This is a genomic window from Kamptonema sp. PCC 6506, assembly GCF_000180455.1.
GTDB lineage: Bacteria > Cyanobacteriota > Cyanobacteriia > Cyanobacteriales > Microcoleaceae > Kamptonema > Kamptonema formosum.
Genome location: NZ_CACA01000088.1, coordinates 1 through 12,788 on the forward strand (window position 1 = coordinate 1; position 12,788 = coordinate 12,788).

A 12,788-nucleotide genomic window follows, 5' to 3' on the forward strand; every position below is an offset into this window, starting at 1 on the left:
TTGAAAAACTTAGTAATGACAAAATCTTAAACTTCACATCTTAAAAAGATTAAGCCATTTCTCGCAAAACTCCCCCTAACATATCCACAATTCGATCGATATGTTCCTTTTCAATAATCAATGGTGGCGACAGCGCAATGATATCACCCGCCGTCCGAATCAACAGCCCTTTTTCAAAGCACTTTAGAAAACAATCAAAAGCCCGCTTACCCGGCTTACCCGCAATTGATTCCAACTCAATACCTGCCACCAATCCCAGATTGCGAACATCGATCGCATGAGGCACACCCTTCAAAGAATGCACCGCATCTTCCCAATACCTAGCCATACTAGCAGCACGTTCAAACAATCCCTCTTCCTGATAAATATCCAGCGTAGCTAAAGCAGCAGCACAAGCAACCGGATGACCAGAATAAGTATAACCATGAAACAACTCAATCGCATTCTCCGGCGCATCCATAAAAGCATCATAAATGCCTGGGCGAACAAATACCGCACCCATTGGAATCGTCCCATTAGTAATCCCTTTAGCGGTGCAAACTAAATCAGGCTTCACTCCAAAATATTCAGTCGCAAAACTTGCACCCAAACGACCAAAACCCGTAATTACTTCATCAAAAATCAGCAAAATACCGTACTTATCGCAAATCGCCCGCAGCCTTTCTAAATAGCTTTTTGGCGGAATCAATACCCCCGTAGAACCCGCCACAGGTTCAACAATTACAGCCGCAATCGTAGACGCATCATGCAAAGTAACAATCCCCTCTAACTCATCAGCTAAATGTGCCCCCCATTCTGGTTGTCCGCGTGTAAAAGCATTTTTTTCTAAATTATGAGTGTGAGGTAAATGATCGACACCATTAAGTAAACTCCCAAAGAACTTACGATTAGGAGAAATGCCGCCGACAGAAATACCACCAAAACCTACACCATGATATCCCCGTTCCCGTCCGATTAATCTTTGGCGAGTACCTTCACCTTTAACCCGGTGATAAGCAATCGCAATTTTTAAAGCAGTTTCCACTGATTCCGAACCAGAATTAGTAAAGAAAACACGATCGAATTTACCCGGCATCATCTTTACTAAACGTTCCGCAAGTTCAAAAGCCCCCGGATGTCCCATTTGGAAAGGAGGCGCATAATCTAGATGGGATACCTGCTTGGAAACTGCCTCTACAATCTTGTCGCGGGAATGACCAGCATTGACACACCAAAGTCCCGCAGTACCATCTAAAATTGAGCGGTTATCATCTGTAGTAAAGTGCATACCTTTCGCCGATACCAGCATCCGAGGATTGGCTTTAAATTGACGGTTTGCTGTAAATGGCATCCAATAAGCTTCGAGATTATCCATTGTTACCTTGTACTTTTTAATGTGGTATAGTAGAGATTAAATTTATCTCTGCGATTCTAATTTTATCAAAAAATTAGTGATTTTGGCTAATGGGAATTTCAATCGCGAATTCAGTTCCTCGATTGGGTTCGGAGGAACACTGCAACATTCCTCTATGCTTTTCTACGACAATTTTGTAAGCTAGAGAAAGCCCTAAACCCGTGCCCTTACCGACAGGCTTAGTAGTGAAAAAAGGATCGAAAGCCCGGTTTTTGACTTCAGTAGGCATTCCACAGCCATTATCTCGAATTTTGATCGCAGCACGAGAAGTTTCCTTTAGTATTTGAGTATAAATAGTAATATTCCAGGAGCGATCGCCTACCTTTTCAAACCCACCCTTTTTGATGCTCTCTTCCAGAGCATCAATCGCATTTGTCAAAATATTCATAAAGACTTGATTCAGATCCCCAGGATAGCATTCTATCTGTGGCAGGTTTCCATAATCTTTAATAATATTAATTTCCGAAGTTGCGGTCTGAGCGTTTAAACGATGCTGCAAAATCATTAATGCGCTGTCAATTCCTTCGTGAATATCAACTCGCTTCATCTCGGATTCATCGTGACGGGAAAAGTTTCGCAAGCTCAAAACTATCTGGCGAATGCGTTCAGTACCTACCTTCATTGAAGATAGGATCTTGGGCAAATCTTCCACTATAAATTCCAGGTCAATCTCTTCAAGCGAATTTTTAATTTCCGGTGTCGGATTTGGATAATTTTCCTGATAGAGGAGCATTAAATCTAGCAACTCTTGAGCATATTTACTAGCGTAGGTAAGATTACCATGAATAAAGTTAACAGGATTATTTATTTCGTGAGCTACGCCAGCCACCATTTGCCCTAAACCAGACATTTTTTCTGTCTGAATTAGTTGAGATTGGGTTTGTTTTAGTTCTCCCAAAGTCTTCTCCATTTGCTCAGCCTTCTCCTCTAAAATCCGCAGTAAATATACTCCTACCACTAACATTACAGCCGCACCTAAACCCACTATAATAATCCCCAGAGCGAGTTGATTTGCTGGTGCAAAAGCTTCATCCTGGTGCATCTCCGCTAACAAAGCTAAGTTTCGTTTATCAAGCCAACGATAAACACCAATTACTGGTATTCCATGATGGTTTAAATAAAATGCAGAACTATCTATACCGCTGGTAGCCTCATCAATCCCAAAACTCTTAACCTCTTCAGATAAGTCGGGTTTTCCCGATGAACTTCCTGATATAAACGTATTTCTAGCAGCCAACTTACCTACTAAATAAGTTTGACCAGTGTCTCCTAAACCGGAACGCTCGCGAATAATTTTATCTATTCTTTCTAGACTTAAATTAGTTGCTATTAACCCGATAACTTTACCTGTCGGAGCTAATAATGGCAGAGATAGGGTCGTCATTGGCTGCCCAGTTACTGACGAAGGATAAAAAGCTGGTGTCAACTCCATATTTTCACCTAATTGCGTAAAATTTGAGAAATTTTCATAAGTTCCTTCGCGAGACTTGTTATTGGAAAGAATAATTTTACCGCCATTAGTAAGAATAAAAATTTCTGGTAAGTTTGGCTGAGTGCTAACTGCTTGCTCCAAATATTTACTCAAGGCGGCGTAGGCTGAGCGATACTCAGGTTCCGATGCTTTACGAGTCAATAAGTTCTTAATATGAACCGTGAACTCGGATGACTGATTAATCAATAGAAAAGCTTGTCGTTGATCGTCAAACCACCGATCGAGTTCACCTTCTTTGAGAGTTGCAGAAATATTTAACTGATTGAATACAAGTCGCTCTAAGTCAGCTCTAGCCTTAGCCCAAGCGACATATCCTACAACTCCTACTGTCACTAGAGACATGAATAAGAAAACGGTAGAAAGCTTGACTGTCAAGCTTTTCTGCCAAAATTTCATGCTTTTTTACTCCTAGTTTATAGAGTGAGGCAATCGCCTCCCGAAACTGTCTTTCAGAATACAATTGAGAGCTTGTCCTAAACATTCTCTTGCTGCACTCTAACATACGAAAGGTTGAATAGAGATAGAGGGTTACTACTACTTTTGTTTTAGTACCAAAATTGTAATATCATTATAAACCTTAAAATTAGTAATATTCTGATTAGCTTGAGCTATTTGCTCAGCTTTATGATCTACAAATTATTTTCTGAGATATTGACGCAGAAAGCGGATTTTCAGCCACCTTCTGCGTAAGTTCTGCACTTTCTCAAAAGTGGAAACTGCCCCCTATTTCCACTCAGAGAAAATCTGTTTGATTTTCGCGATCGCTTCATCAGCAGCTTGCTCCGGCGATAAACCATCTTTCAGGATGCGATTGAGGGTTTGCCCCCACACATTCTCCTGCTGCACTTTAACATAGGCAGGGTTCAGTGCCGGATAAAAAGGGCGGATCTGGCGCTCAGTAAATTGCTTAACTGCTACTGACAAATGCGGATCTTTGGGATCGTTCCAGAAAGGATCTTTTAGAAGTTTTGGCATGACAGGGAACCATCGCCCTGCGGAATTCTTAATATAAGCTCCTAAGTTCTCAGGCTGAATCAAGAAAGATAGAAATTCTTTAGCTACTTTCTGATGTTGAGATGATGCAAATATAACTACCTGCTTGACAGAAGCCATGTATCGAGTCGGTTTCCCGTCTGGCTGATTGGGAAACTCCATTGTGCCAATTTTATCGTAATAAAGGTCTGTATCTTGCTTCTGTGAAGTCGGAATTGATAAGCTGGGATTGGCTGTGATTAGAGCAGTTTTGTTCAGAAAGTTAACATTATTATCTGTATTTTGCCAATTCAGCGCATTTGGGGGTACGTATCCTTCCTTATAAAGGTTTGTACACCAATCTAATACTTTAATAATGCTTTGTCTGGTTGTGGGATCGTCTAGCAGAAGTTGACCATTTTCGTCTAATAATCTTACCTTGTATGCTTCTAAGAATTGCTCAAACATGAAGTAAGTATCTGAACCTCCGGGAGACATTGGCAACCCAAAAGCATAAATATTTTGTTGCCCCTGTTGGCGCAAATTTTTCTGAGCTTGTTTCCAGAAGTTCCAGAATCCATCCCAATCTTTAGGAACCTCTCGCTCGCTTAGGCCTGCGTCTTTAAGTAGGTCACGCCAGTAAGAGATGTGAATTGTCTGCTGCTCAATCGGAACTGCATAGTAGCTGCGTTTTTTGACCTTATTGTTATATAAATATACAGATTCTATGGCATTAGGAGTGTACAGGTTTTTGACGGGATCTATCACATCAGAAACATCTACTAGCTTGCCTTCCCAAGCCCATTTCGGACTCCAATTAATATCTGTTAAGTGCGCGAAGAAAATATCCGGTAGATTGTTACTACTTAGGGCTTTGTCTGTCTGTTGAATAATATTAGCATCAGTAATAAAACTCAACTTAACTTTGTTCGGGCTTTTCTTTTCCCACTCAGAAATGATTTGGCGAAATGCTGCATCTTCCTCTGGATAGTAACCCTTATTCCACCAAATGTTTAAGGTATTGTCAGCGGTGGGATTTGCTGTCGTTTGTGTGGGTGTGGATTCTGCTACTGGCTTGTATGTACGATTCAGACAGGCTACTAATACAAGGCTCAAAAAAAAGAGCAGGATAAATGTTCTTTTTTGTAACATGATTTTACAATTAACCGATGGTTAGCTGATTTGGGATCTCGCGGATCTAGTATACTATAATCTACAAGCAAGACTGATGACTTGTGACTCCTTAACTTCTCAAGTGAAAATTGAGGTAAAAGTAGTCGATCAAACATTATATACGAACTTCAAAATTTTAAGTATATAAACCATCACTTAGAGAGAATAAATCTCCTAGCTCCCTTAAAAGGCTGCTTTGAATGTCCCCTCATTTTTTAGAGGAGCAGGAGGAATCGATGTTTCAAATTTCAATTGCAAAAATCCTATAAATATTACCGTTTTTCCTCTGTTTTTATATGGCTATTGCGTGCATCTACAATATTTTTGAGATGGTTGACAACAGTACGGTATCCCTCTGGTGGAAATAGCTTACCTATATCTTCCAGAATCTCCTCTTTTGTAGATGCTGCCAAAAGCGCTTCAAAAACTCTATTAGCAGCACTTCTAAGGCGGTTGCGAACTTCTTCATTAATTTCGCCTTGGGAAAGCCAGTTCTCAAGTTGTTCCTCATATTCATCCATTAGTTTTGGATATTTAGGCATAGTTATTACTCTATTTTGTACAGCTAATATTATTGCGATATATTGAACATAATAACTCGTTACGGAGTAGGAAGGCGAGATATCGTATCATAATTTTACAAATACAGCCTACAAAATAATAAATCTTAGCTAGTACAGTTAAAAATAAATTAAAGTGTTATACTCAAACAAGGTTAAACTGTACCAGCCAAAACGCTTCCCCATCCTATATAGTGCTAAATATCTCCCTATAGCCATTCTGAGGAAAACCCCCGTGAGAATTCCTTTAGAGCGAAAATCCTCCAAAGCCGTTTATCTACAAATACGCGATCGCATTTCGCGCCTGATCGAATCAGGAGCCTTGCAACCTGGAGAAAAACTCCCTTCAATTCGCTCTTTAGCTTTGAATGCAGGGGTAAACAAATTAACCGTAATTGAGGCCTATAGCGTCCTAGAAGCCGATGGGTTAATTCACGCCCGTCCCGGTGCAGGCTATTATGTCAGTAGCCCCGAAATTACCTGTCCTAAATCAGCTTCAAACTTTGCCCCACCCCAAGATGTAATAGTTTCCGAGCGAGAAGGTGGTGGATTTTTTAATATTTATATGGGTGGTATCGAAGCGCGGCAACACTTAGGAACGATCGATTTTAGTAGCGGTTTTCCCCTAGAATCTGGTTCAGAAGATTTGCAGCGGATTGCTAGGCGAGCCGTCAAACAAATCGGCACGAGCCTATTTAATTACGATTTGCCCCAAGGACAATTAACGCTCCGACAACAAATCAGCCGGATGTTAGTACAGCGGGGATTAGAAGTAACACCAGATTATTTAATTGTTACTAACGGTTCTAAACAAGGGCTATCTTTAGCTATTCACCACTACGTGCAACCGGGAGATTGGGTAATAGTAGAAAGTCCTACCTATCACGGAATGCTAGCAGTTTTATCCCATAGAGGAGCCAGAGTAATTGGCATTCCGATGACAGCGGAAGGCATGAATTTAGAATTGTTGGAAAAATACCTCTATACTCATCATCCTAAGCTAATTTACACAGTTTCCACCCTACACAATCCCACAGGTGTCACCACCTCTCAATCCCACCGCCAGCAATTGCTACGGCTAGCAGAAATGTATAAATGTCAAATTCTCGAAGATAACGCCTATGAAGGATTAAATTTCGACCCCGTACCCGCACCAATTAAGGCATTAGATAGACAGGATTGCGTGACTTATATCGGCACTTTTTCTAAAACTCTAATGCCGGGGATTAGAGTGGGTTATATGGTAGTTACAGGTAAAAATTATCAGCCATTAGTTGAAGGTAAATTGCTTCATGACTTGCACGTTTCTACTATTTCTCAAGCAATTGTTAGCGAATATTTAGCATCTGGACATTACCGCCGACATTTGGCTCATTTGCGAGGTCAACTACTCCAAAACCGGAATGCAATGCTAAGTGCTTTGGAGCGTTATTTTCCCACTTCTGCTTCTTGGACTGTTCCCAACGGTGGCTTATTTCTTTGGGTGCATTTGCCGTCAGGTTTGTCGATGCACTCAATTTATCAGCAAGCTTTATCCCGAAAGATTCTTATCGGTGACGGGACACTATTTTTTCCTGGTCAACAAGGGTATGCTGCTTTACGTTTGAATTATTCTCGCAGTCCAGAAGAAATTGAGCGCGGGATTTCAGTATTAGGTGAAATAATTAAAGATTGTTTAGACTCTCCGCAAAGGAAAGCTATCGCTAAAGAGTACACAGCCAACGAGATATAGAAACAAGCTGATCATCTATTTCCTCACTGAACCTCCGTCAAAAGATTAAATTGCTCGCTATCAACGCGACCAGATTGATACAAAATTTCTGCAATTTCCAGCAGCGTTAAAACCGCGTGAGCCCGATATCCATTCTCCTGTAATCTATCTTTTACCCCCTGTCCATGATCGATAAATACCACAATATCTTCCACCTCCAAACCCGCCGACTTTAACTTAGCAGCACCTTCCATCGCACTCTTGCCAGAAATCAGAATATCATCGACTACCACAATCATTTCGCCAGCCTGAAAATGCCCCTCAATTAATCTTCCCGCACCGTAAGCTTTCACCTCCTTACGCGGGAAAATCATCGGCCGTTCCATTCGTAAAGCTAAACCTGTTGCTGTTGGCAAAGAACCATAAGGTATCCCTGCAATTCGATCGAATTTCAGGTCTTTCAGAATGTCCGCATAAGCACTGACAATTAAATGGAAAATTTGGGGAATGGAGATAATGGGTCGCAAATCAATATAATAGGGAAATACCGCTCCCGATGCTTGTACGTGGTCGCCAAAAATTATACAGCCGATGTCATAAAGTTGTAAGATTAAATCGCGGTGAGGTTCAGGTTGCAAAAAGCAGACATCTGGAAGCCACAAGTCGCAAGTAGGACTGCCTTCTACTACCCGAAGTCGCTGTTCGTTAACAGCGTCCCGCAACTTCTTAATTGCCTTGCCATTATCCTCTTTTACTAATAAACTTGGGGGGACTGGTAATAGCAATCCTTCGCCATTTTTACTCAAACCAGCAGCAAGAATCTGGGTGAGATCGTCCTCTTCTGTAAGATCGTTTTCTTCTGCTATATCTCCGTGAATTAAAATTAACCGTTCGGGAGCAGCTTTGCGGATGCGAGCTAACATATCCGCCATTACTCCTACTTCTAAACCCAGTTGATCTAGAGTTCCCCAACTTTGAGCTGCTTGTACTAATTCTAAGTAAAGAGGATGCTCAGCCGTCGGATATTCTTGCAAAGTAGCGGCAGAAGGGTTAGCAGTTGCACAAAGTATAAAAACTGCTTTTCCAGGGTATACTAAAAAAGGAGTTACTTGGTCAACTCCGGCGTAAGGAGACAAAGTAACAGCATCTACTTGCCAGTCTTCAAAGGCGTTACGAGCAAAGGCGGTACTGGTGTTTAAATCCCCGTGTTTGGCATCTAAAATTACTGGAATATGAGGAGGAATACTTTTTAAAGTTTGTTGCAAAAGTTCCAAACCGGGAATGCCCAGAGCTTGATAAAATCCTAAGCTGAGTTTATAAGCGCAGACAAAATCTGCTGTTTTGCTGATGACAGACTGTAGTTCATTTTCCAAGTTAGTGACTAAGATTTGAACTCGCTCGCTCGCAGGTGAACCAGTCGAGAAAATTTCGGGATCGGGGTCAAGTGCTACATAGAGTAAACTTTGATTGCGCTCGATCGCTGTCAGCAATTTATCAAAGAAATTAAGTTGAATGTTCATTAGTAATGAGTATTTCCTAATTGTAATTCACTAAAGGCTAATAGTAATGACTTAAAGGCAGAAGGCTGCTATGCAGAAGGCAGGAGGCAGGAGGCAGAAGGCTGCTATGCAGAAGGCAGGAGGAAAATGGAATAATAGAAAGGGTTTGGGCGATCGAGAATCTCCTAACCCTTGTGGCGGTTGCTATAAGTTACAGGTAGTTTGCTGGAAATTCCAGGGCTACAGTACCTAGTCTATAAAAAAATACTAATACATTATCCCTGCGGTTTTCGCTCAAGATAATGTATTAGTATCATAAAATTTAACATTTAGGAGAGGAATTGATGACTGAAAGCATAATCAGCCATCAATTCCTCTCCGCTTCGCTCTATTTCAGCTTTAAACCAAAGACATGGATTTTAGTTCAGGAGCAACATATTTCAGAAACCAGTCTATAGTTTCCGCCTTAAGCCAGCCTTTGTGAACGGCCATCTCCCCGAAGCGCTTCCCTGTTTTGCGTTGCTCAATCAAAAGCGTACTAATTTGATCGTCATCTAACAGTGCAGCAGATTTAAGATATTGACCTAAAGGTTTTTTCTCCTTTGTTGCCGCTAAATTTGGCAAATGCTCTGCCAAAAAATCAATAGTTTCAGGCTTGATCCAACCTCGCCGCGCTAGAATTTCCCCAAACCGCAGGCGGTAATTATCTTCTGCTTGTTCTTGCAGCACCGCTGCTACTTGCTCAGAGGAAATTAAGCCGGCCTCTTGCAAAATTTGACCGATTGGTTTTGAGGTATTTTGCTTAGCTACTTGAGCTTCAGCCATCAGGCTAGCTTCGGTTCTTTGAGTTTTAGGTGCAGCAATATTTTGGGAATTGGGGGCTACAAACTCAGGAGAAATTACAAAAGGAGTTTGATAGATGTTTAACTTCTGTTGGAAAATCAGCCAGAAAAAAGGTAAGCCTTCTAGTAAATATCTTTTCCAGAGGCGTTGAGGCTCCGATAGCAGCCGATGGAACCATTCCAAGCCAACTTCACTCATCCATTTTGGGGCGCGATTGCGGTAGCCAGCTTCAAAATCAATGGTGGCACCAATTCCCAACAATACTTTAATATTCTTTAGTTGATCTTTATATTTGTGAATCCAGATCTCTTGCTTGGGCGATCCCACTCCAACTGCTAAGACTGTAGCGCCCGATTGATTGATTAAATCTACAATTTTGTGGCATTCTTCTACATTATTTTCAAAGCCAAAAGAGGGAGAATGAGAAGCGATTACTATATTCCGTCCAACTTTGGCATTGATTTCGACCATTGCTTTTTCTGCTACGCCCTCAGCCGCGCCCAGCAGGAATATTGTTACATCTTTGTCGTGTTTGTAATAAGTATAAAAGGCTGGGAAAAAATCAGAACCCGATATTTTTTCTTGCAGGGGACTGCCTAAAAATTTTGAGGCGTACATCACGATTTTGCTGTCACACACCCGGTAATTAGCCTCTTGATAAGCTTGGAAGAATGCTCTATCTTTTTGCAGCTTCATCAAGTGGTCTACATTAGTGGTAAAGACAACTCCTCCCTCACACTTTAGCCGACGAAGTAACTCGGCTGCTGAGAAATTGTGGATGGATACATTAAGTACATTAATCATTTTCATGGCAGTACACCCCTATCTTGTTAAGTTAACCCACTTGTTTCGTGAAAATACTGATGGATGGCTTTGTGTTTGGATTTAATAGTTTTAAGTATATTGCTAGTTATGAGTATTTGTCTGCGGTAAATACGGTGATTGTGTGAAGTTTCGATGAAGTTGGAGGGAAAATACTGTAAAGTTTAGGTAAAGCTTCCGTAGACTGGGCTGTAGGCGGGCAAATCTCAAGATTGTACTTACGTATTATTGCTGCTCGCTAACTAAGTAAAAATACTTATAAATCGTGAATATCTACTATAGTCTAGATTTGAGCCTCTCATAGCTCTAGGCTCTAATCTATAGCAGGAGGCAGAAGGCAGGAGGCTCTTATGTAGGATGAAAATGCAATTTATAGAAAGTGTTTGGGCGATCGATATCGTTGCAAGTTGGTGATGTGCATCACTCAAAAGTATCAAAAAACTGTTGATAGTGAGATAATTAAAGAATCAACATCAGTCCAGAGGTAGATTGCCATGCTAGAAAATGCACTTGTCTGCTATTTAATTATTGCCCTGGCAGTTTTTAGCGTGTGGCTGGAAGCTTTTTGGAGCGATGCTACAACTGCCAAAACTGACTGCACATCTTGGGTGGCGTTAATGTTGGTTCCGCTTTTCTGGCCAATAGTGTTACCTATGTCCAACTTTGAGCTAGCAACAAAGCTGAGTTCAACAGTTCCCGACAGCAGTAATCCCTAAGTTTATGGATGCAGGGGATTTGCCAATTACCATTTACCCATTAGCAAATTTTTAATTGCAGGTGGTGTCTTGGAGGTTGTACCTGAGATAGTCGTGGATGCGATCGCAAGTTCGACCTACCAGTTCTCCTACGCGATCGTTCATCTCACTGTTAACAGCTAACGGAGTCATCTCTTCAACGCCCCAAAGTTTCACCGTTCCATCCCAACTGCCCGATGCCAGCATTTTCCCGTCGGTACTCCAACTGAGGCCGTAGACGCGATCGCGATGGCCTGCGAGGGTTTTCAATAAGCGACCGTCCAAACTCCAAAGTTTTACAGTATTGTCAAAACTAGACGAGGCTAAAACTCTACCATTTGGGCTAAAACTGACTCTGGAAACTTTATTGCTGTGATCCTCTAGAGTTCTCAACAGGCGACCGTCCACAGTCCGTATTTTTACTGTATTGTCGTCAGAGGCTAAGGCAATAGTACGGCCATCGGGGCTGAATGTCACCCAATTGACCTCGCCGCCGCCTTCGGCGATCGTTCGCAGCAATTTCCCATTTTTGTTCCAGAGTTTGACTGTTCTATCAGCGCTAGCAGTAGCAATAACTTGACCGTCGGGACTGAAACAAACGCTGTAAACCCAACCACTGTGACCTGCGATCGTCCGCAGCAATTTCCCATTTTTATTCCAAAGCTTCACCGTTTTGTCAGCACTAGCAGTGGCAATAGTTTGACCATCAGGACTAAAACTCGCGTCGAAGACTTCATCGTTGTGAGCTTTCCAACTTGCGATCGCCTCCCCCCCCAAACTCCAAAGTTTCACCGTTTTATCCTTACTCGCTGAAGCAATTGTAGAGCCATCTGGTGAGAAACTTACGCTATAAACCCATTCTTGATGCCCCTTCAGGAGCAAAGGAATAATTGAATCTCGTAAATAACTAAATTCTTCTGCCTTCTGCCTTCTTCCTTCTGCTTTCAAATTCCAAAGTTTTACCGTTTTGTCCCGGCTTGCCGACGCTACTATATTACCATTAGGATTGAAACTCACACCGTACACCAAATGCTCGCGATCCTTTGGAAATTTGACTTCGAGAGTTTTCAATAGCCAAATATCAGGTCTCCAGAGTTTCACCGTATTGTCTGCACTAGCAGTTGCAATAGTTTGACCATCAGGGCTAAAACTCACGCCATAAATTATCGCTCTGTGACCTTTTAATGTTGTTAACAGACTGCCGTCAAGCCTCCAAATTTTCACACTATTATCTTCACTGGCAGTTGCTAATGTCTGACCGTTCGGGCTAAAATTCAAGCTTCTAATTCCGCGCTCGTGACCTTCCCATGTTCTTAAAAGCGTTCCATTAATGCTCCAAATTTTCACCAATTTGTCAGCACCAACGGTAGCAATAATATCACTATTTGGGGAAAAACTTACACTTGTAACATCAGTATTTTGACCCTTGAGATTTTTGATAAAAGCAAATTTCTTACCCCCTTCGCCCTCAATGCTCCAAAGTTTCACGGTGTTGTCAAAACTAGCACTAGCAAGCATTTTACCGTCCCTACTCCAGCTCAAACTCGTAACGCCGCTGTTATGTCCTTTAAGCGTAATGGGGCGGGGGC

10 protein-coding genes are annotated in these 12,788 nt (G+C 41.7%); 3 read left to right on the plus strand and 7 right to left on the minus strand.

The features are described from left to right. Positions 1–49 precede the first annotated feature (49 nt). The 4 genes from OSCI_RS04700 to OSCI_RS04715 form a co-directional block, all read right to left on the minus strand. Positions 50–1,354 (minus strand): aspartate aminotransferase family protein, encoded by a 1,305-nt coding sequence (locus tag OSCI_RS04700; protein ID WP_007353706.1) that lies wholly within the window; start codon positions 1,352–1,354, stop codon positions 50–52. A 73-nt stretch (positions 1,355–1,427) separates the two neighbouring features. After that, positions 1,428–3,281, minus strand: a complete 1,854-nt coding sequence (locus tag OSCI_RS04705; RefSeq protein ID WP_007353707.1) for a sensor histidine kinase — start codon at positions 3,279–3,281, stop codon at positions 1,428–1,430. Between the two features lie 327 nt (positions 3,282–3,608). Next, positions 3,609–5,009 carry an ABC transporter substrate-binding protein gene (locus tag OSCI_RS04710; RefSeq protein ID WP_007353709.1) on the minus strand — a complete coding sequence of 467 codons (1,401 nt, stop codon included), beginning with the start codon at positions 5,007–5,009 and terminating at the stop codon, positions 3,609–3,611. Positions 5,010–5,302: 293 nt separating this feature from the next. Further along, a complete protein-coding gene (locus OSCI_RS04715; RefSeq protein WP_007353710.1) occupies positions 5,303–5,572 on the minus strand; it encodes a hypothetical protein in 270 nt (89 codons plus the stop codon). Between the two features lie 253 nt (positions 5,573–5,825). On the opposite strand from OSCI_RS04715, the gene OSCI_RS04720 reads away from it, so the two are divergent. Further along, entirely contained in the window at positions 5,826–7,322 is a 1,497-nt protein-coding gene (locus OSCI_RS04720; protein ID WP_007353711.1) for a PLP-dependent aminotransferase family protein, read from the plus strand. Positions 7,323–7,345: 23 nt separating this feature from the next. Here OSCI_RS04720 and OSCI_RS04725 read toward each other — a convergent pair whose 3' ends face one another. Continuing rightward, positions 7,346–8,821: a bifunctional orotidine-5'-phosphate decarboxylase/orotate phosphoribosyltransferase gene (locus tag OSCI_RS04725; protein WP_007353712.1), complete on the minus strand. Its 1,476-nt coding sequence runs from the start codon at positions 8,819–8,821 to the stop codon at positions 7,346–7,348. A gap of 70 nt (positions 8,822–8,891) precedes the next feature. Here OSCI_RS04725 and OSCI_RS30560 point away from each other — a divergent pair, with 70 nt between their 5' ends. Continuing rightward, positions 8,892–9,053, plus strand: coding sequence for a hypothetical protein (locus OSCI_RS30560; RefSeq protein WP_007353713.1), 162 nt, complete (start codon positions 8,892–8,894; stop codon positions 9,051–9,053). A 146-nt stretch (positions 9,054–9,199) separates the two neighbouring features. Here OSCI_RS30560 and OSCI_RS04730 read toward each other — a convergent pair whose 3' ends face one another. After that, entirely contained in the window at positions 9,200–10,453 is a 1,254-nt protein-coding gene (locus tag OSCI_RS04730) for a WecB/TagA/CpsF family glycosyltransferase (protein ID WP_007353714.1), read from the minus strand. 506 nt (positions 10,454–10,959) lie between these two features. Between OSCI_RS04730 and OSCI_RS04735 the strand changes: the two genes are divergently transcribed. Next, the gene (locus tag OSCI_RS04735) at positions 10,960–11,181 is read left to right on the plus strand and encodes a hypothetical protein (protein ID WP_007353715.1); all 222 of its coding nucleotides are present in this window, start codon (positions 10,960–10,962) and stop codon (positions 11,179–11,181) included. Positions 11,182–11,232: 51 nt separating this feature from the next. Here OSCI_RS04735 and OSCI_RS04740 read toward each other — a convergent pair. Beyond that, the coding region (locus tag OSCI_RS04740; RefSeq protein WP_039961739.1) for a WD40 repeat domain-containing protein at positions 11,233–12,788 on the minus strand (1,556 nt) is incomplete at its 5' end.

Bases quoted from the DNA above. Each gene is read 5' to 3' on its own strand.
- OSCI_RS04725 (WP_007353712.1), bottom strand. From the start codon at position 8,821: ATGAACATTCAACTTAATTTCTTTGATAAATTGCTGACAGCGATCGAG.
- OSCI_RS04715 (WP_007353710.1), bottom strand. From the start codon at position 5,572: ATGCCTAAATATCCAAAACTAATGGATGAATATGAGGAACAACTTGAG.
- OSCI_RS04705 (WP_007353707.1), bottom strand. From the start codon at position 3,281: ATGAAATTTTGGCAGAAAAGCTTGACAGTCAAGCTTTCTACCGTTTTC.
- OSCI_RS04700 (WP_007353706.1), bottom strand. From the start codon at position 1,354: ATGGATAATCTCGAAGCTTATTGGATGCCATTTACAGCAAACCGTCAA.
- OSCI_RS04710 (WP_007353709.1), bottom strand. From the start codon at position 5,009: ATGTTACAAAAAAGAACATTTATCCTGCTCTTTTTTTTGAGCCTTGTA.
- OSCI_RS30560 (WP_007353713.1), top strand. From the start codon at position 8,892: ATGCAGAAGGCAGGAGGCAGGAGGCAGAAGGCTGCTATGCAGAAGGCA.
- OSCI_RS04730 (WP_007353714.1), bottom strand. From the start codon at position 10,453: ATGAAAATGATTAATGTACTTAATGTATCCATCCACAATTTCTCAGCA.
- OSCI_RS04735 (WP_007353715.1), top strand. From the start codon at position 10,960: ATGCTAGAAAATGCACTTGTCTGCTATTTAATTATTGCCCTGGCAGTT.